14 protein-coding genes are annotated in these 18,038 nt (G+C 47.6%); 2 read left to right on the top strand and 12 right to left on the bottom strand.

Annotated features, from left to right (window positions below; genetic code table 11):
- The first annotated feature begins 84 nt into the window (after positions 1–84).
- Positions 85–678, top strand: a complete 594-nt coding sequence (cysC, locus tag ACM6IV_RS23480) for an adenylyl-sulfate kinase (protein WP_414871853.1) — start codon at positions 85–87, stop codon at positions 676–678.
- On the top strand, positions 675–2,054 hold the full coding sequence (locus ACM6IV_RS23475) for an FAD/NAD(P)-binding protein (protein ID WP_414871852.1): 1,380 nt from the start codon (positions 675–677) through the stop codon (positions 2,052–2,054). The genes cysC and ACM6IV_RS23475 overlap by 4 nt, the downstream gene beginning before the upstream one ends.
- A gap of 86 nt (positions 2,055–2,140) precedes the next feature.
- Here the strand turns inward: ACM6IV_RS23475 and ACM6IV_RS23470 are convergent, their stop codons facing one another.
- The 12 genes from ACM6IV_RS23470 to ACM6IV_RS23415 all read right to left on the bottom strand — a co-directional run bounded on the left by ACM6IV_RS23470 (position 2,141) and on the right by ACM6IV_RS23415 (position 17,990).
- Positions 2,141–3,205, bottom strand: a complete 1,065-nt coding sequence (locus ACM6IV_RS23470; RefSeq protein ID WP_414871851.1) for an NAD-dependent epimerase/dehydratase family protein — start codon at positions 3,203–3,205, stop codon at positions 2,141–2,143.
- Between the two features lie 29 nt (positions 3,206–3,234).
- Positions 3,235–4,734, bottom strand: coding sequence for an alginate O-acetyltransferase AlgX-related protein (locus tag ACM6IV_RS23465; protein WP_414871850.1), 1,500 nt, complete (start codon positions 4,732–4,734; stop codon positions 3,235–3,237).
- A gap of 3 nt (positions 4,735–4,737) precedes the next feature.
- On the bottom strand, positions 4,738–6,165 hold the full coding sequence (locus ACM6IV_RS23460) for an MBOAT family O-acyltransferase (protein WP_414871849.1): 1,428 nt from the start codon (positions 6,163–6,165) through the stop codon (positions 4,738–4,740).
- Positions 6,166–6,243: 78 nt separating this feature from the next.
- Positions 6,244–8,073 (bottom strand): rhamnan synthesis F family protein, encoded by a 1,830-nt coding sequence (locus ACM6IV_RS23455; protein WP_414871848.1) that lies wholly within the window; start codon positions 8,071–8,073, stop codon positions 6,244–6,246.
- Between the two features lie 116 nt (positions 8,074–8,189).
- Positions 8,190–10,205 carry a rhamnan synthesis F family protein gene (locus ACM6IV_RS23450; RefSeq protein ID WP_414871847.1) on the bottom strand — a complete coding sequence of 672 codons (2,016 nt, stop codon included), beginning with the start codon at positions 10,203–10,205 and terminating at the stop codon, positions 8,190–8,192.
- A gap of 23 nt (positions 10,206–10,228) precedes the next feature.
- Positions 10,229–11,428, bottom strand: coding sequence for a sulfotransferase (locus ACM6IV_RS23445; RefSeq protein ID WP_414871846.1), 1,200 nt, complete (start codon positions 11,426–11,428; stop codon positions 10,229–10,231).
- Entirely contained in the window at positions 11,421–12,824 is a 1,404-nt protein-coding gene (locus ACM6IV_RS23440; RefSeq protein WP_414871845.1) for an ABC transporter ATP-binding protein, read from the bottom strand. The genes ACM6IV_RS23445 and ACM6IV_RS23440 overlap by 8 nt, the downstream gene beginning before the upstream one ends.
- On the bottom strand, positions 12,814–13,644 hold the full coding sequence (locus tag ACM6IV_RS23435) for an ABC transporter permease (protein WP_414871844.1): 831 nt from the start codon (positions 13,642–13,644) through the stop codon (positions 12,814–12,816). The genes ACM6IV_RS23440 and ACM6IV_RS23435 overlap by 11 nt, the downstream gene beginning before the upstream one ends.
- Positions 13,645–13,830: 186 nt before the next feature.
- Positions 13,831–14,769 (bottom strand): glycosyltransferase family 2 protein, encoded by a 939-nt coding sequence (locus tag ACM6IV_RS23430; protein WP_414871843.1) that lies wholly within the window; start codon positions 14,767–14,769, stop codon positions 13,831–13,833.
- 325 nt (positions 14,770–15,094) lie between these two features.
- Positions 15,095–16,111, bottom strand: a complete 1,017-nt coding sequence (locus tag ACM6IV_RS23425) for an MraY family glycosyltransferase (protein ID WP_414871842.1) — start codon at positions 16,109–16,111, stop codon at positions 15,095–15,097.
- Entirely contained in the window at positions 16,108–17,070 is a 963-nt protein-coding gene (locus ACM6IV_RS23420; protein ID WP_414871841.1) for a UDP-glucose 4-epimerase family protein, read from the bottom strand. Before ACM6IV_RS23420 ends, ACM6IV_RS23425 begins: the two co-directional genes overlap by 4 nt.
- Entirely contained in the window at positions 17,067–17,990 is a 924-nt protein-coding gene (locus ACM6IV_RS23415) for a glycosyltransferase (protein WP_414871840.1), read from the bottom strand. The genes ACM6IV_RS23420 and ACM6IV_RS23415 overlap by 4 nt, the downstream gene beginning before the upstream one ends.
- Positions 17,991–18,038 lie beyond the last annotated feature (48 nt).

The raw sequence follows: 18,038 nt of genomic DNA, 5'->3' as shown, positions 1-18,038 counted from the left end.
CTTCTTCAAAATATTAATAATGCATATTCCTTTACCATTAAATAAATCCACCACTTGTAACCAATTTTTTGTAAAAGAGGCATCATGAGCAGAAATCTGACCTCACCTCCTCAAGTGGTAACCTCTGAAAATCGAACAGCCCTTAAAGGACAGAGACCGATCGTCATATGGCTGACCGGGTTGAGTGGCGCAGGCAAGTCAACCATTGCCAACGCCTTGGAACTGGCACTATTAGAAACAGGACGACACACTTATCTTCTCGATGGAGATAACGTCAGGCTAGGTCTATGTAGCGATCTTGGATTCTCCGATCAAGACCGTGAAGAGAACATTCGAAGAATTTCGGAAGTTTCAAAATTATTTCTCGATGCCGGACTTATCGTAATAACTGCATTCATATCACCCTTCCGCCGTGATAGAGACTTGGCCCGCAGCGTCATTGGCGAGAAAAACTTTATAGAAGTCCATATCGATACGCCTTTAATCGAGTGTGAACGACGCGACCCTAAAGGCTTGTACGGAAAAGCAAGACAGGGGCTGATCAAGAACTTCACCGGAATTGATTCCGCGTATGAAGCCCCTCTTGCCCCCAAGATAAGAATCAACACACTTGAAGAAAGCCTCGAAGAATCCGTACAACGCATTCTCGCTGTGCTTCAAGAAAACCTCGAAGCATGAACACGTTCGCCGTTGTTGGAGCAGGTTTCAGCGGAACCGTCGCTGCTATCGAATTCTTGAATCGTGTGCATCACGAAGCTCAGTTGCTCATCATCAATCGGTCTGGACTGATTGCTCGCGGGCTTGCTTATGGCACGAACAGCCCGCTGCATCTCTTAAACGTACCAGCCGGCAACATGACAGCCTTGGCAGACGAGCCGGATTCCTTTCTGAATTATTGCCTCGAACGCAACATGGAAGTGACAGCCAGCTCGTTTGTTTCGCGCAAAGTCTATGGCGACTATCTCGAACACTTGCTCAATCAAGCGATTGAACGTTCGTCCCCACGCGTCAAAACGACTCAGATCAATGCTGAAGTTGTCAGCCTGACTCCAAACGGTCGAGGGGCCACCATCCAATTAGACTCAGGAAAGACATTCACAGCTGATCAAGTCACGCTGGCTTTCGGACATTTCCCTCCCAGCACACCATCGGGCCTCGGGTCCGTGAGCGAAACGCACTACTATCAGCAAGACCCTTGGGAACAGCGCGCTGACACTAAAATCCAGAAGGATGAGCCGATACTTCTGATCGGAGGCGGACTTACGGCAATCGATGTCATCAGCAATTTGATGAAGTCAAAGCATACCGGCAAAGTGTACATGCTTTCGCGACGGGGCTTACTACCCAAACCTCATCGTCTCGCGAGAGGTCAACATACGGATCACACAAACACACGTTATCGGTTGCTCGAGTCAAAGCCGTCAATACGGAGCTATTTGAAAATCATTCGAAATGCGATAGAAGCCGGGTTAAATGAACAAATTGACTGGCGAGATATCATTGCCTCAATCCGTCCCGTAACAGCAGAGCTCTGGAAACGTCTTCCCGATAGCGAACGACGCCGATTCCTGCGCCACCTCCAAAGCTACTGGGACGTACATCGCCACAGGGTCGCACCGGAAACATTCCTGATATTTGAAGATGCACTGAATCGTGGCCAACTAATTCCCCTGGCCGGGCGCATCATCTCGATGGACGTCGTGAACGGCTGTGTAACTGCAGTGATAAAGGAGCGACGCAAGGAATCAAGTAGATTACTGACCGTCAACCTGGTCGTGAACTGCACGGGCCCCACTTCCAATCCAGAGAAAACAGCTAGCCCGCTTATCACAAAGTTATTGAAGGAGGGATTGGTTGTTTCGGACACCCTGAGATTGGGTGTTTGTGTGAACGATCATTACTATCTGAAAAATACTCAAGGGGAACCAAGTGACTGGTTAAGCTATGTCGGCCCCATGCTAAAAGCCGATCACTGGGAGCTTACAGCTGTTCCCGAATTGCGTGTGGCCGCACGCTCGGTAGCATTGAATGTATGTCAGAAGTTTGCAAGGTAAGGTACCGGCAATGGTGCCAGCATGAAGAACGAGGCCATAAAAAAGGGTGATCAAAATAGATCACCCTTCGTTCACATCAGACGATTTCAGGCTTGAGCGCCATCATCAATCCATTTGCAAAGGATGTGCACACCCTCTTCAACCATGATTTTTGGCGACCAGTTCAAAACATTCTTGGTCTCCTCAATGGTGCAAGAAGCGTGACGTACATCACCATGGCGATACTTGCCATTGATGTGATGCTCAGGGGCCTTGTAGTAGCGAGAAATGATATCCGCCAACTGGGCCACGCTAGTCGCTTCACCCGAACCTACGTCGTAAGGCTTGGTGGTACCGTCGGAGTGGATGGTCGCGGCAAAAATCGCGTTGGCCACATCGTCGATGAAAACGAAGTCGCGAATAATTACGCCATCTTCGTAGACCGGAATGCTCTTCCCTTCTTTCGCCATACGGGCAAACAGAGAAACAATGCCGGTATAGGAGTTGATCAGGGACTGACCTGGGCCGTAAACGTTCTGCAGACGCAGCATTACAGGCGTCACGCCGAGTGCAAGGCACCAAGAGCTGAGAATATGCTCTTGAGCAAGCTTGGTTGCACCATAAACACTTGTTGGATCAGGTGTCGTGGTATGAGAGTTGAACGGCAAAGCCTGGAGGCCCGGGAAATCCCACTCGGCACGCTCCAGTTGTTCACGGGAGCGCTGGCCCGGATAAACGATTGCGCCGTTAGCACCTTTCCATGCGCCTTCACCATAAACGGCACGGCTGGAAGTCAGAACAATACGTTCAGGCAACGCTTCCGGATTGTTGCGCACGAGCGCATCCAGCATTTGGGTCGTACCGGTAACGTTGACATGAGCGTGGCGGCTCGCTTCCATCAACGATTGGCCAGTGCCGGTTTCCGCTGCCAAATGAATAACAACGTCGGGAGCAAAGTCTTTCAAGACACGATCCCAGTCCTCAGGACTGGTGACATCGCCTTTCACAAACTCAACACGCGAATCCAGTGCCGCCGGCCGCTCTGCGCTTGGGTGCACCTGAGGGTGGAGATTGTCGAAAGCAACAACTCGGCTGAATTGCCCGGCCAACAAAGGAGACAAAGCACAGCCGATAAAGCCTGCACCGCCGGTAACTAGACATGTCTTGCTCATTAACCACTCCTGATTTTGATTCAAAAAAATTACTTAGCGTCCTGCACAACCATGGAAACTTTGCTCAAGCTCACCTGAACAGCAGGGTCCATATTTTCAAAACTGACTTGAGCGCCCTCAACCTCGGAGGTCAGGCTCAAAAAGAGTACATTATCTCCCTCGGCGTAGCGCTCGGCAAACTCCACCGGTCGCCCACCCTTCATCCCTTGAATCTTGAGCGTCCCTGAGGCGCTCGCCTTCAGGGAAACCCGCACAGTTCGCAAACCTTTCGACGAGTCCGCCCACTTGAGAACAAAAGGCCCTGTCAGATCCGAATTACCGCTCGTGGTGAGGACCTGGGATTCGTTTGCTACGTTGACACGAGCGCCCTGGCTCACAGCAAGATCATAATTATTAGCGGACAACCACAATTTACTCTCACTCAAAACATTATCGAGATGACGCTCAGTCATCACGTAGAGCACAACATCAGGTTTGTACTTTTCAATCAGCGCCGGAACATTGGGAGCGAGCGACTGATTGTCGATATTATGCCGAACCTGAATCGTTTCATAAAAGGCCGCTTGCAAATACAGCGACAGTGAGTCCCCCATCGAATCCCGCAACACCAATGCTCTCAAGCGTTTTTTCGCCGATTCGTTGCGGGTATTTCTCGGTAGATCGAATAGATCTGTTTGCGTACTGCCAGGCACGACCTGAACTGAGCCGTCCTCACCTACGATCGCAAATTCAGGCAAAGGGGAAGCGAGTCTGGGCATCGTCCAGGGATTGGGCTCCGGCAGGCTAATCATTGCCTTGAATTCACTACCGTAATCAGGATCTACGACTGCACCATCAGCTGAAGGAACGTACAGATCCACGAATTTAGGATCGAGTGTGGCCAGTTTTTTGCTGATTTCCTTCCAGCCTACCCAAGCGCCAAAATGCGTCCAATGACTATTGAATGGCGAATAGGTATCTCCTATTGAGCGCGCCTGTTGCAAGCCTGGACGCAAATCAATCAATGGCAGATGCTGCGGCGAATTCAGTAACTGATCGAAGATGTGAGTACCCATGCGCCCTTCGGACCATTGGGGGAGTTTATCCGGATAAATAGACCACTTGGCAGGCGCAACAACAAACAACATTGGTATATTGCGATGAGCCAACCACTGCTCTTGGCCACCAATTGTCCCGTTCCAGGCGTTCAGGTCAGCTTCATTATAGTAACGACGTCCGAGAGCCTGCGACATATTGTTATTGAAGATGTCTCCTAGAAAAATCCAACCATCACGCCCGACAACAGCAATAGCCTTGTCATTGGTGGTCCCGAGAGCGTAAAGAAAACTTGAGTAACCCTCGACGGCATTATTCCAAAGCGGCGTGGTTCTACGAATCCCGTCCCTCAGGTTTGCCCATTCACCTGGATGCTTGATGATGGATTTAATCGCAGGAGCGAATTGGGGAGAAAATATCACCGCAATACCGGGCAGGCACAGGGCGAGCATGAACAACCCAATGATGACCCGCGGCGTAAATACTGATCTCATATATTAAAACCGGAAGTAGAGAAAAGGGCTGTATGCACCGGAAAGAACTTTCATGCTTGCCAGCATGAAGAGCGAACCGAGTCCAAATACGCCAACGACAATCCGTTGACTCGATGAAAGACGATCACACAGCCACTTGTAAACCGGGAAACTGAGAATTGCGCCAACAACCAAGGCCAATAACAGCCCGTTGCTCATGTACTCGGCGACTACGAAATTTTCCGGGCCACTGCGCAGGTTCAACATCAAGGCGCTCATATGGAATGCGTGCTCAAACGTTTCGGAGCGAAACAGCACCCAGCCGAAAACCACCACTGCCAGGGTATAGAACCAACGCAGCACAATCGGTATGCCTCGGCTCTCCATATTCGTGAAACGCTCTAAAACAAGGAACAGGCCATGCCAGAGACCCCATGCGACGAATGTCCACGACGCGCCGTGCCATAACCCTGTAAGAATGAACACAGCCATAAGATTTACGTAAGTACGAGCGGCGCCTGTTCGGTTTCCGCCCAGAGGCACATAGACGTAATCGCGAAACCAACCGGACAAGGTCATATGCCAGCGACGCCAGAAGTCACGAATAGACGCTGCTTTATAGGGGTAGTTGAAGTTTTCCGGAAAGCGGAACCCCATCATCAAACCTAATCCGATAGCCATGTCGGAGTATGCGGAAAAGTCAAAATATATTTGCAGCGTATAACTGGCAGCGCCCAACCAGGCCGTACCGAAATTCAGTTCGGACGAAGGCAGTGCGAATATGGCATCAGCGGTAATAGCGAAGGTATCGGCCAACAACACTTTTTTTGCAAAACCAATAACAAATCGGGTGATGCCTTCAACGACCATATCGGGGTTGACAGAACGATCCGGAAGCTCTGCAGCGATATCACGGTAACGGACAATAGGTCCTGCAATAAGTTGCGGAAATAATGACTTGAATGTGCCAAAAATCAATAGGCTTTTAGTTGCCTGAATGGTGCCCCGGTACACATCGACCAAATAGCTGATGCCTTGGAAAACAAAAAAACTGATGCCGAGGGGCAAAAGCACGGATATGACCGGGACCGCTGATGGGTGACCAAACTTTTCAGCGATGATATTGATATTCTGAGTAATAAAACCAATGTATTTGAAGTAGCCCAATACAGAAAGGTTGAAAAACAGACCAAGAACGAGAAAAATCCTGGCTAGTTTATTCGCCTTTTCACTGCCATTTGGCTGTCGATATATCGCAATCAAATAACCGAAAGCGTAGTTTCCGACAATGGCGGCCAAGAGAATCCAGACCCCCTTTGCATCCCCCAGGTAGTAAAAAAAAAGACTCGCAACCAAAATCAGAATATTTCTGAGTCGATGCCCGACTAGCTTGTAAGCTATCAAAAAGGCGGGCAAGAACAGAAAAATGAACAGGTAAGAACTAAAAACCATAATCTATTTTCCAGTTGGTAACAATGGCACTGAAGCTAACGCAGGAGAGTGGCGAAATCGGCATCTTCTCAAGCATTATTATTTTTTCAACACCCAACGGTAGCCACTACGTAGAATTGGTGCCAATCGTGGAAACCTGAACATTATAGAACGTTTCAAAGAGACTATTACTCCCCCTGCGAAGCGTGCCGTTCTAGCGATTTGCATTTGCTCACGTAGGTCTCCCGAAGGAAAACAACTGGACAGCGCCTGCACTTTATACTCTAGCTTGACGTAGTTCTTCGACGCTTGGCCTGGCGTCATTATGCAACGGCTTATGAAACCAGCATCTTGAGCACAATATGTGATCAAACGCTCAAGAACATGAGGGAGATCTCCATCTCCGTAGCGCTTCTCATCAAAGTCGCTCCACTTCCAATCATGCTCAAACATTTTTTTCAATGCATCGGGTCTAAACCAATACATCGATCCATACGTTGCGATGGGTGTTTCGGTATCCAGTGGAACGTTCAAGCCAAGCTGACTGGCCACTTCCACAGCCCGCTCCCTATTGAGAAACCACCCATGACCTAGCGTGGGATAACCAATATGCACAGCTGGCGGCATCGCGACACCGACCCATGGCGTTGTCTCAAACAACTCAAGTACGTTGCTTACGTATTCTTCACTGGAAAGAAGGTTTTCGAAAAGATGGCGCTTAAACATGGAAGCCTTTGCCCATCCATCCTGGGGAGACTTTTTGCTATGAAGTCTGCAAATATAATCAAACCCACCATGGAGCACGATGTCACGACACGTGATAAATAATGCGGACGTATCCCTTCCAAAATTTGAAGCGCAAACCAATACGGAATAATCGAATAAACGCATACCCGTGAGCGCATCGTTGATCTGCGCTTTCTTTCCTTCCGAATCGGTCGTGATAAATAACGAGCAATTCAGCGGAATATTTTTTACTAAATTCAAGATCTCATCGAGCATATCGACGTAATAAATATGCGCGATCACCGCGACCTTCTTAACTGAAAGATCAGGACTAATCGGATTCGCATGAGAATCTGAAAGAATGCTCAGTTGCTCAAGATTTGTATAAAGCGTGCGTAAGGGGGTGGTGCGGATCAGATTCTTCCAAATCAATCCTTCATCGTAATCCGAATTCTCTCGTACATTTTCCAACGCACGTTTGACATCAATTGCCTCACTTTCAAGAAAGCCAGGGTCATGAAAAAAGGGGCGCCGCTTTAAAATCGGCGAACGTCGCTCTACGGTTAAATCAATTTCAGAAAATACCGGATGATCGGTATTGTAAGTTTCCGGATCCAGATAAACCGAGTATTGGAACCCCAGGTCTTTAAAATACTGGGTAAACCGCCCCTCGTGCTTTAAGATAGAATCTTCATAAGATTTTATCATTGGCATCTCATGCCAATATTTATAAAAGCCATCAGAGCAAAGCATCTTGTTACGCACAGCGATAAAATGCGATTGGATATGAAACGGCAAATCGCCATTGCCGGTAAAGGGGTTGGGTGAAATCTGGTTATGTGCAGACACCCCCCAAAAATCCACGTCGGTTTCACTCATCGAGTCAAACAGTTCCGAAAAGGGAAAAATCGGCGCATAGAACGTGTAATTCAGGAATAGTGCCTCGTCATACTGACGCAACGCTTCCCAGCCAAACTTCTCTATCGATTCTTTATAGGCCCAAACATCAAAACCAATATTTTGCCGACAGTGAACGACATCGACCAATTGCTCAATCTTCTCTAGAGAACCGGGAGCGATTTTAGAGTTAGAAACGAAAAAGATGGTATCAACGTGCGCACGAAGCTTACGAAGCTTATAGACTATGTAGTCATCCACCACTCCGTCATTATCATAAAAAAGATAAAAAGCAACTCTACGCATATTCAATCTGATTCCATTAAGCTCTCAAACAAACCGTATGCACCCATACCCGAAAGCATATGCATAGACTTATAACAAATGGCGAACCTTCAGACTCGCCATTTGTCATTTGCTGCTTACTTACCCCTGAACAACGATGCGATTCGACTCAATATCCGTCGTTGAACGGACAGCTTGGCTCGATCTACCCAACGCAAGCGAGTCAAAATATCCGAATCGCCCATGAAAGAGTTCAATTTATCATTCAAGATTCGAGCCTGATCCAAAGCTCCCATCCTTTCACGAAACGTGCCACCTGGCAAGAAAGTAACCAGCTTCTCATGGAGCTCTCTCGCTTGATCCAGCCACTCGACAGGAGGCACGTAAGTATTGTTCGCTGTAGAAAGATGATTTACGCGATTGCAAACGTCCTTGGCCTGTCCCAACCATTGAATTTGATACTGTATATTTCCGTTAGGCAACATGGATCCAAGACGTTGGAGTTTGTATTCAAGTTTCGTGTAGTTGATTGAGGCCTGGTATGTGTTGATAACACACCTCATGTGATAACCATCACTCATCACTGAATAACCTAACAACCGCTCTAGAACATGAGCAAGACTGCCGTCCATATGATTCGGTTCTGGATCGAAATCAGACCATTTGAACGGATAGGTTGAAATTTTCTTGATCGCCTCTGGCCGGAACCAGAACATCGTTCCATACGGCGCCATCGGTGTTGAGTCATCAAACGCAGTGGTAATGCCTAATTTTTTCGCCCACTCAGTAGCTGGCTCGCGGTTCTCGAACCAAGCGTGCCCCAATGTGGGGTAGGCAATATGAACCACTGGAGGAAAAACCATCCCCAAACTTTCATTCTTTTCAAACAACCCAATTACACGCTTTACATATCCCGGGCTGTGCAACAGATTATCAAACATGTGCTGTTTGAACATCAATGCCATATTATGACCATTTTGCGGGGATTTTTTGGAATGAACCCGGCACAGATAATCATATTCATCTGACAACAAAACATCGCGCAGCGTCATGAACAGGGACCCCATGTCCCTGCCACGATTTTCCTCGGTAACGCGCACCTCAAACTTGTTGACATTATATTTCAGCAGAGCAAGCTCAATGTTCTTTTTCTTCTGCTCACTGCTGGTTGTAATGTAAAGGTCATATGGGTATGGAATATTCGTGATATACGACATTGCTTCTTCGAGCATGTCGTCATAATACAAGTGTGCCAGCACCGCAATACGAGGCGCCTTACTCTCTGGTTCGTCAAAATCTTCAGCCGGCAGAACTTCGAGCAAGTCCATATTAGTATGAAGCGTACGCGGTTGAGTACTACGAACGACATTTTTCCAGATAAGGGAAGTGTCGTAATCGCTTTCCTCCTCTATCTTTTTCATCACCCCTTTCAGAGTCATCGCGTTTTGTTCAAGAAAAATCGGATCATGAAAAAACGGGCGTCGCTTTAAAATCGGGCTCCGATTCTCAAACATCAGTTCAATGCTCTGGAACGCGGAGTATTCAGTTGGATAATCTTCTACGGGAAACGTCACCTCAAAGCCGAAGCCGCAATCACTAAAATGTTTAGTAAAGCGTGATTCATGCTGAAGAATAGAATCTACGTAGGAGTTGATCATTGGCATCTCACGCCAATATTGCTTGAACTCCGGAGATGTAAACATTTTCTTTCGCACTGCAATCCAGTGTGAATTCAAATGAAGGGGAAGTTCATCACGACCAGTGAACGGATTAGGCACCATTGCCTTGTGCGCGGTGATCCCCCAAAAGTCACACTCCATCGCATCCATTTTTTCAAACGTTTCGGAGAACGGAAAAATAGGACCGAAGAATGTGTAATTCATCAGAATCAGCTCGTCGTACTCTTCGAGCTTATCGAGACCAAACGTCTCCATTGCATCTTTATATCCCCAAACATCAAAACCGATATTCTCACGGACATAAACAACATCAACGACATCTTCAAGCTTCTTTCTTGACTCGACTGTCAGCGCAGAGTTTGACACGACAAAGATCGTATCAATGCTCTCCTTCAACGATTTCAACTTATGAGTAACATAGTCATCGACTTGACCCTGCTCATCATAAAAAAGATAAAATAGTACGCGTTTCATATAACCACCAATTTAAATAAGGCTTATTTTTTTTCGATCGAAAATATTTTTTTTGCCAGCCACATCCGGCTGCCTGTCAGCGCGAGGAGCGCCGCGTAACTTGCCTGGGCATCATTTAACTGCTGTCGACAGCTTTCCTCTCGCGCAGTCACGACCTCTAGTTCATGGGAGACATCATTAAGTGAATTTATCAATTTAGATATCTCCACCTTGCTATCGGAAAGCGCTTTATCCATTTGCTCTCGCGCGTCTTTCAGTTCGATCAGCTGGGCATGCTGGGTGAAAAAAACCTCGTTATGATGCTGCCTCAACGCCTCAAGCTCAGCCTGCTGCAAGAGCTTTTCTTCATCTCGCTCTTCAATAGCTTTGTTAACTGCCTCGCGCATTGGCGAAGAAAAAAGAGCCAGCATTTCAGAAAATTCGATCTGCGCGTTTTCGATGACTTTCCAGTAATCACTCTGCATTTCGTTGCATATAGAATACACACGCTCTGCAAACGTTCTGCGTTCGGGTCGCGGTTCTGCGTCCGAGTTGTGATCATGGTGACGATCCTCAACCCCCAGGTAATCATCAATTTCTTGCTTCGCCTCTGTGATCGAAACAGGCCATTCAAGCTTCAGTTCAGCGGCAACCCGCTCTACGCTGAAGGCCCAATCGCCCAATAACTGATCATAAGTAATTAACGCTCGGGGAATTTCACGCGTGGCTTTTTCAGCTTCAAAAAAGTATTCAAGCCACAGAATTTCAGTATTTTTGGGGCCCCACTGTTCCTCCCCGACCATTCGAGCGACAGAACGCACAACCTCGCCGGGATGACGGGTAACCAGTAACGCTCGAGGCGAAATGTTCAGCGAGTGAAGAACTCTGAGCCATAAAGGGACAATACGGCACATTCTCGGCTCTTTGATGATCCAGAGCATCTGGTCGCCATATTCACGTCGCACCAACTCGACAAGCTCTTCATGTGCCCTCTGGGTCGCTGGATGCTCAAGCCAATCCTCAGGCATTTCACTGACGTCAAACCAGGTACGCCCTAAAGCGGTTAATAGCCGCTCATGAATGGCCAATGCATCTGCGCTTTCAAAAAAGCCTTTGGGGTTAGGTTTGGCTGCAGGTAACAAGTTACCCGACAATGCTGCCCCACACAGGTTAAGCACACGGGTGACTGCCGAGGTACCGCTACGCGGCATTCCCAACACCAGAATCGCTGTAGGGTTAGTCATGATGAGGTACCGTTGAATCTATAGAGGAGAACCATAAATCGGGCGATTCAACCAGATCTGTCAAACCGGTTGAGAGGCGAGATGGATTAGGCAGCACCCGGAACATTCCAATATCGATTTTTCGATCCAGGAACTGCTCTTGTCCATCTAAAACAGCCAATACCCCCGCGTTCAAAAAGTACATTGCAGGCATTAACTGGCAAACGAAAGGAAAAACGGCCTTGACTCGAGTCCCCTTCTCTATGGTCTCAATCGCATCTTGGGTTGTGGAACTGACTGCCCCGCCCAACTCCAGTCCGGATGTAGTACGAATCATCATACCGAATCTGACTTTTGCAGCAGATTCTGCAAATTCAGCTTCGTAGACAAAATGATAGGCCTCGCCTTCCTGAATCACGTTGACCCGGCGACCGTCAAGAGTTTCAATCTGAGCATTATGTATTGATACACCGTTGGAGCTATAACTCAAAGTGCTTTGCGGAACCATGCCCTCATCGTAATAAGCTTCCTCTTTAGCTTCAGCGTCTTTCTTAGCACTGATTACCAATTTGGAGTCGACTCTGTCGGCGGCCGAAACAAATCTGTCAGGGCTCTGCAACTCCTCATGCATTTGCAATTTTATTTCTGTTCGCAATGCTTCAACAGTATCAGCAGGAGAGTAGATTAGTTTGTGATACTTGGAAACAACTGACTTTGGACCGCCGAGAGCAAGCACCTCGCCTTGATCCAAAAGAATAGCTCGATCACAAAGCTCGGTAACGATCCCGGCAGAATGAGATACGAACAGAATTGTAGAACCGTCATCCCTCAGTCGCTGAATACGCGCGAAACACTTACGCTGAAAGGCTTCGTCACCAACGGCCAGCGCCTCATCTACAATGAGCAAATCCGGGCTTACATTGATCGCTACGGAGAACGCCAAACGAACATACATTCCACTTGAGTAGCTTTTTACCGGCTGTTCAATAAAATCGCCGATATCGGCAAATGCGGCTATTGCCTCAAATCGTGAGTCGATCTCTTCCTTGGCAAGGCCAAGTACGGAACCATTCAAGTAAACATTCTCACGCCCGGTAAAATCCGGATTGAAACCAGCACCCAACTCCAGCAGTGCAGCGATACGCCCGTTAACCTTTATCCCACCTTGACTAGGAAATAGCGTACCGCAGATTAATTGCAATAAAGTTGATTTACCGGAACCATTTCTACCGACAATCCCAAACGTTTCTCCGCGCTTGACTTCAAAACTAATATCTTTTAGCGCATGAAACTCCCTAAACCAGCTATTTTTCTTACTGGCTGGAGAGAGCATCTGCAGAAGCCGATGATGGGGCTTTTCATATACAGGAAAGCTTTTACTTACATTGCTCACAATTACTGCAGAGTCAGAGCACATCGCCAAAGCCCCTTCTTGTCGCTGAAAACCATGTATACCCGATCAAGGCAAACAGTGAACTGGCCAAGGCATACAGTCCTAACCCTGTCCAATCGGGCATCCCACCCCAGAGAGAAACTTCTCGAGCCTGATCGATAATAAAAGTCAATGGATTTAGCGAGAAAACAAATCGATACTGTTCTGGAATGGCATTAACCGGAACCACAGCCGAAGAAGTGAATAATAGTGCAGTGGACAGCACTCCCGTAACCTGACTGATATCTCGAATGTAAACACCCAGAGCGGAAAGAAACCAGCCAACGCCCAACATCAATATAATCAACGGTAGAAACACCACTGGCAAAAGAACAATACTCCAGGAAAATTGATGATCAACTGCCAATCTTAGTACAATCAGGACGACTACATTCATGAAGGTATGAAACAACGCCGAGACCACCATCGGCCAAGGAAGTATCTCAATAGGAAAAATAACTTTCTTAACGTAACTCACATTACTGGTAATCAACATGGGGGCACGGGTAAAGCACTCCGCAAAAAAACCATGAACAATAAGCCCCACAAAAAGAATTATCGCAAAACTGTTTACCGAACCACTTGGCTGAGGCCAGCGACTATTAAGAATGCTACCGAATGCGAAAGCGTAGACACACAACATCAGAAAAGGGCTTAAAATTGACCACAAAAGGCCAAAACTAGCACCACGATAACGTCCGAGCACTTCACGCTTGCTCAATGCGAGTATCAACGAACGATTGCGCACAACCGAAATGGCTGGTGCAAGAATACTCGCCTTTAAACCTCCAACAAAACTGGCCATAGCCACTCCAAAAATATCGTTCTATCTAGCAAATAAAATAAATCTCAACAATCAGAAAAACAAACTACTGACATAAATAATGAAAACCAAAGCCTTCTAGTTCAGATAGAACCTCTACAGTTTTTTGAGGATCTCTTCGTTTTTTCGGTAAAATCTCAACTCTATTTACCAGCATACGCAACCCTATCAAATCCTATTGAGGAACACAGCTACCCATAGGGCCAAATTCCCCTGTAGTGTTTGTCGATAAACACCCGAACGCAGCAAAAAAAAGCACCGTTTCAATAACGGCGAGCATCTAGCCTTTTCGAAATCCTCTAAAACCAGCAAGTTTGAAGGTGGCATCCGCTCTCTTATTAACTGAATTGCTTCAAGATTACGGTTATTCCACTCCGACAGCCGTCCACGAAGCATTTTCCTTAAGCGCGCCAAACCGGCGATAAAGCCAGCATTAGCACCGATAACATTGGCTGAATGCTGTCGATAACTGACATGTGATTCGCAATCGTAATAAACTCGACCACCGCAGGCCGTGGCCAGTATGTAAAACCACCAGTCATGAGAAATCATTTCTGAGCTAACAGTCGTGCTGGCTATTACTTTCAACGCATGGTTGAACACCATCGTATTTCCACCAGCAAGACTTTGAACCAGTGCATTTTCGAAGCTGGGCGGATATTTAAAGAGAGGTGAGTTACCAATTTTCACTCCCAACTCATTGATCAGAGCTGTCCGCCCACAGTAAAGTGCTGGGGTATCAACTGCGTGTTCAGTCAGCCACTGAATAGCCACGCAGAGTTTATCCGCCGACCATATGTCGTCCTGATCACAGAACGCATAATAATCCGCCACAATACTTTGGTTCTTTACCAAAGAAGCAAAATTGCTTGCGTAACCTTGCTGCGGGCCTGGGAATATAAAAAATCGGTCTGCGCCTAGCTTTGTCTGATAGGCACGCAAAATCCCCAAGGTACGATCTTGCGATCCGTCATCAGACGCATAAATAACCCAATTATCGTAAGTTTGACTGACGATGGAGTCGATCTGCTCCGTGAGATAGCGCTCCCCCTGATAGGTGCAAAGTAATATTGCGACCTTCCCATTCGTCTCATTACCAACGGTCACTGCATTGCTTTCCTTGCCCAAAAAAAAGTCACTCACCGTATGCAGACCGATATTCCAGGGCGCAGCGCATTGTTCGGGGAAGCATGTTCGTTACCTTCGCAGCTCTTGACAAAAAACGGAGGCTGATGCCAGAAATCACTGGTTTTGAGGTCAGCGGCTTGAGAATCCTGAAATCGAAAGGAATACGAATATCAGGACATTGATCTTATCAAATCCATGCCTGGATCTCAAAAAATCACAGCCGAACCGTCATTCTCAACAACGCCCCGGCCGTGGTTAGCACTCGCCCTCGGTAGATAATACTCAGAACCATGATAGCGAACTCCTACTGGTGTGAAACCGATCCCGCCCCAAATTTCCAGGCAAGTACAACAATTGGTATATAGGCCACCAAAATCCCTATCACGCCTTCCAACGCGTTGAGGGCAACAAGTACAGCAATCGGTAGAAGCCAGAGTATATTAATTGCGAGCACAGCCAATGTAACGAACTTATGACTCCTGAAACACCTTGAAGCATTTTGATAGGCGTGACTACAGTGAGCCTGATAAACTTTTTCGCCACGGGCAACTCTGCGAAAGAGTGTGAATGTAGCGTCTACTACAAAGACGCCAAGCAATATTAGCCAACTCCACAGAAAATGAGGTGAATGCCAAGCGGAGATCAGAGAAAGTCCACCTAACGCAATCCCCAGAAACCCGCTACCCGCGTCGCCCATGAATATTTTCGCAGGGGGAAAGTTCCAAAAGAGGAATCCCATGACGGCCGCAGACAGTAACAAAGGTGCAGCTACTAGCTGTGGCGCTCCCGCAAGGTAGTAAATCACACACATACCCAAACAAGCACAAATGGCTTCTACACTTGCAAGGCCATCAATGCCATCCATAAAATTATATAGATTGAGAAGCCATACCAGATACAGGACTCCGAATAACGGACCCGCCCATCCCAATTCCAGTGTTTGGGAAAAAAGCGAAATGGGGGCCAAACCGTTTAACCAGAATAAAAGCCAGGCTGCAGCGATAAAATGCCCCAGCAGACGCCACACTGCAGCGATGTGTCCGTGATCATCCGCAAACCCCAAAATGGCTACAAACAAGCCTGCGCCGCCCATTGCTACCGCATCAGATAGCGTCAAAGACTCAAATCCGACAAGTATCGGAAGCATTGCAATGAAAGAAACGACGATTGCAACACCGCCGCCTCTAGGCGTAGGCACCGTGTGAGAGCTTCGGTCGTTCGGGATATCCATTATGCTTGCATTGAGCGCGTAACGACGCAGAGCCCACGTCGAAGCGAGAGAAATGCAAAGAACGACTATCAATAGCCAGCAGAAAATCATGCTTTCCGATTATCCTTAAAGTGAAGCGCACTTCGACGAAATGCCAGTTCCCTTGTGATTGGAGGAGTCCACCCGAGCAGGCTACATGTCTCGCTAATATCAACTTGCAGCGAACTACAAAGTCGCTGAGTCAAATCCCGGCGCTTTGTCAAAAAACCAGCCAATTTGAGCAGCGCTACAGGAATGGGAATCAAGCGACTTTTCTTCCCCAACGCTCTCGACATTAATCCAAGCAATTGCGATGTGGATATGTCTGCCCCGTCACTGACCATCAATACATGCCCCTTGGCGGACGGATGGCTGATGCAGGTGACAATCAAATCCACTAAATTTTCTATAAATACAAGACTTCGCTGATTATGAATAGCGCCAAAGGGGAGCGGTACCTCCCTGTCCAGCCAGTTCATCATACTTAGAAAATTTGCCTTGACGCCCGGTCCATAAACCAGCGGCGGTCGAATAATTACCAACTCCATGCCAGTATCTATACTTATCTTTCTCAGGCCCTGTTCTGCTTCGAACTTCGAAAGCCCATACGGATCTTGCGGCACTGAGTTCAAAACAGGTGTAAACGGATGACCTGGATGAGTACTCTCACCATTAACTTTTATTGAACTGATATATATAAACCGCCTTACGCCCGACCTGGCGGCGTTCCGCGCCAGATTTAAAGTACTGATGACATTGATCTTGCGAAATTCCGCTAGAGCATCCGCGGCGGTTTCATCCATCACATGCACCCTGGCGGCGCAGTGAACGATTGCGTGAATACCTTCAAGAGAAAAACCGATATCTGAAGAATTCATATCCCAATATAGAGTTTTACACAGCCCGCTGAGTCTTGACTGAGAGCGCACACTGGCTAGCGGTGTAAATACTCTATCAATTAGCAGCTTGAAGACTACGGCCTCACCTACGAACCCTGTCGCCCCCGTAACCAGGACCAGCGGCTGATTCATTGTTTCTTCGCCCCCAAAAGCGCTGCAATCCAGCAAAGAATAAAGAACAGCGCTTTATCGCGCTTGCGTCGGCGGCATTGATATGAACTCAATGAAAGTAAAATCAGCCCCCTGCGACTAAAGCTAATCCATTGACGAACGAATCGGTCATCAACCAAGCCAATCAGTTCTACGATTATTCGAACCTGCTTGAACCACCATCCATCCCGCACGGTCTTGTAGCGCGCGATCAACGTCTTGATTCCGGTATTGGCACCGACTTGGTTGCGCTCGTGCTGTCTGTATTGCATCGTGGATACAGGATCAATTACCCATTTGAAACCACGACTACGAGCGAACGCGTAACAATACCAATCGTGTAGATCAACACACTGCAGCGCCGACCAATTAGCAAGGAGCGATTTTTTAAGAGCGTCTGCCAGTCTGCGCCCCAATACATAGGTGCAACCCGGCCCTGCGGCTTCGAACAAGTAGTCCCATTCGACTTGAGGTTGAGCCTTGTTTAACAAACGCGACTCTCCGCTCGCCCAAAACGCAGTAACATTGCTCGAATAGGCGTCAGACTGACCATCAATCAGCGTACGGGTCGCGCGAATAAGCTTCTCTTCGTGCCAAATATCATCTTGATCGGCAAAGGCAACGAAGTCATGCCTGGAAAAATCGACATCCCGTATCAGACGAAAGAAATTACGTGATGCCCCACCGAACTTGCTGTGCAGTGGCAAAACAACCACATTGGAATGGCGTGCCGCGTAGGCAGCACACCAACCCTCCGTACCATCGGTAGACGAATCGACACTGATGTAGATTGTTACATCCGTCATGGTTTGGGCTTGAATCGAATCAAGTTGTTCCTCGATCCAAAGCATACCGTTGTACGCAGCCAGCAAAACTGCAACGTTCTGATTTTCTACTGGCATGCGAATCCTGCATAGACGGTGCTGGATTTACTAATCCAGAAGGTGCAT

The sequence above is a fragment of the Pseudomonas sp. IT-347P genome (assembly GCF_949768005.1).
In the GTDB taxonomy this organism is placed as follows: Bacteria; Pseudomonadota; Gammaproteobacteria; order Pseudomonadales; family Pseudomonadaceae; genus Aquipseudomonas.
Note: the sequence above shows the minus strand (reverse complement) of the source record. Positions and strands in the feature narration are given on the sequence as shown.

Coding starts and splice junctions, on each gene's coding strand:
- ACM6IV_RS23465 (WP_414871850.1), bottom strand. CDS start 4,734: ATGAGATCAGTATTTACGCCGCGGGTCATCATTGGGTTGTTCATGCTC.
- ACM6IV_RS23415 (WP_414871840.1), bottom strand. CDS start 17,990: ATGCCAGTAGAAAATCAGAACGTTGCAGTTTTGCTGGCTGCGTACAAC.
- ACM6IV_RS23445 (WP_414871846.1), bottom strand. CDS start 11,428: ATGACTAACCCTACAGCGATTCTGGTGTTGGGAATGCCGCGTAGCGGT.
- ACM6IV_RS23470 (WP_414871851.1), bottom strand. CDS start 3,205: ATGAGCAAGACATGTCTAGTTACCGGCGGTGCAGGCTTTATCGGCTGT.
- ACM6IV_RS23440 (WP_414871845.1), bottom strand. CDS start 12,824: ATGTGCTCTGACTCTGCAGTAATTGTGAGCAATGTAAGTAAAAGCTTT.
- cysC (WP_414871853.1), top strand. CDS start 85: ATGAGCAGAAATCTGACCTCACCTCCTCAAGTGGTAACCTCTGAAAAT.
- ACM6IV_RS23455 (WP_414871848.1), bottom strand. CDS start 8,073: ATGCGTAGAGTTGCTTTTTATCTTTTTTATGATAATGACGGAGTGGTG.
- ACM6IV_RS23425 (WP_414871842.1), bottom strand. CDS start 16,111: ATGATTTTCTGCTGGCTATTGATAGTCGTTCTTTGCATTTCTCTCGCT.
- ACM6IV_RS23475 (WP_414871852.1), top strand. CDS start 675: ATGAACACGTTCGCCGTTGTTGGAGCAGGTTTCAGCGGAACCGTCGCT.
- ACM6IV_RS23460 (WP_414871849.1), bottom strand. CDS start 6,165: ATGGTTTTTAGTTCTTACCTGTTCATTTTTCTGTTCTTGCCCGCCTTT.
- ACM6IV_RS23435 (WP_414871844.1), bottom strand. CDS start 13,644: ATGGCCAGTTTTGTTGGAGGTTTAAAGGCGAGTATTCTTGCACCAGCC.
- ACM6IV_RS23450 (WP_414871847.1), bottom strand. CDS start 10,205: ATGAAACGCGTACTATTTTATCTTTTTTATGATGAGCAGGGTCAAGTC.
- ACM6IV_RS23420 (WP_414871841.1), bottom strand. CDS start 17,070: ATGAATCAGCCGCTGGTCCTGGTTACGGGGGCGACAGGGTTCGTAGGT.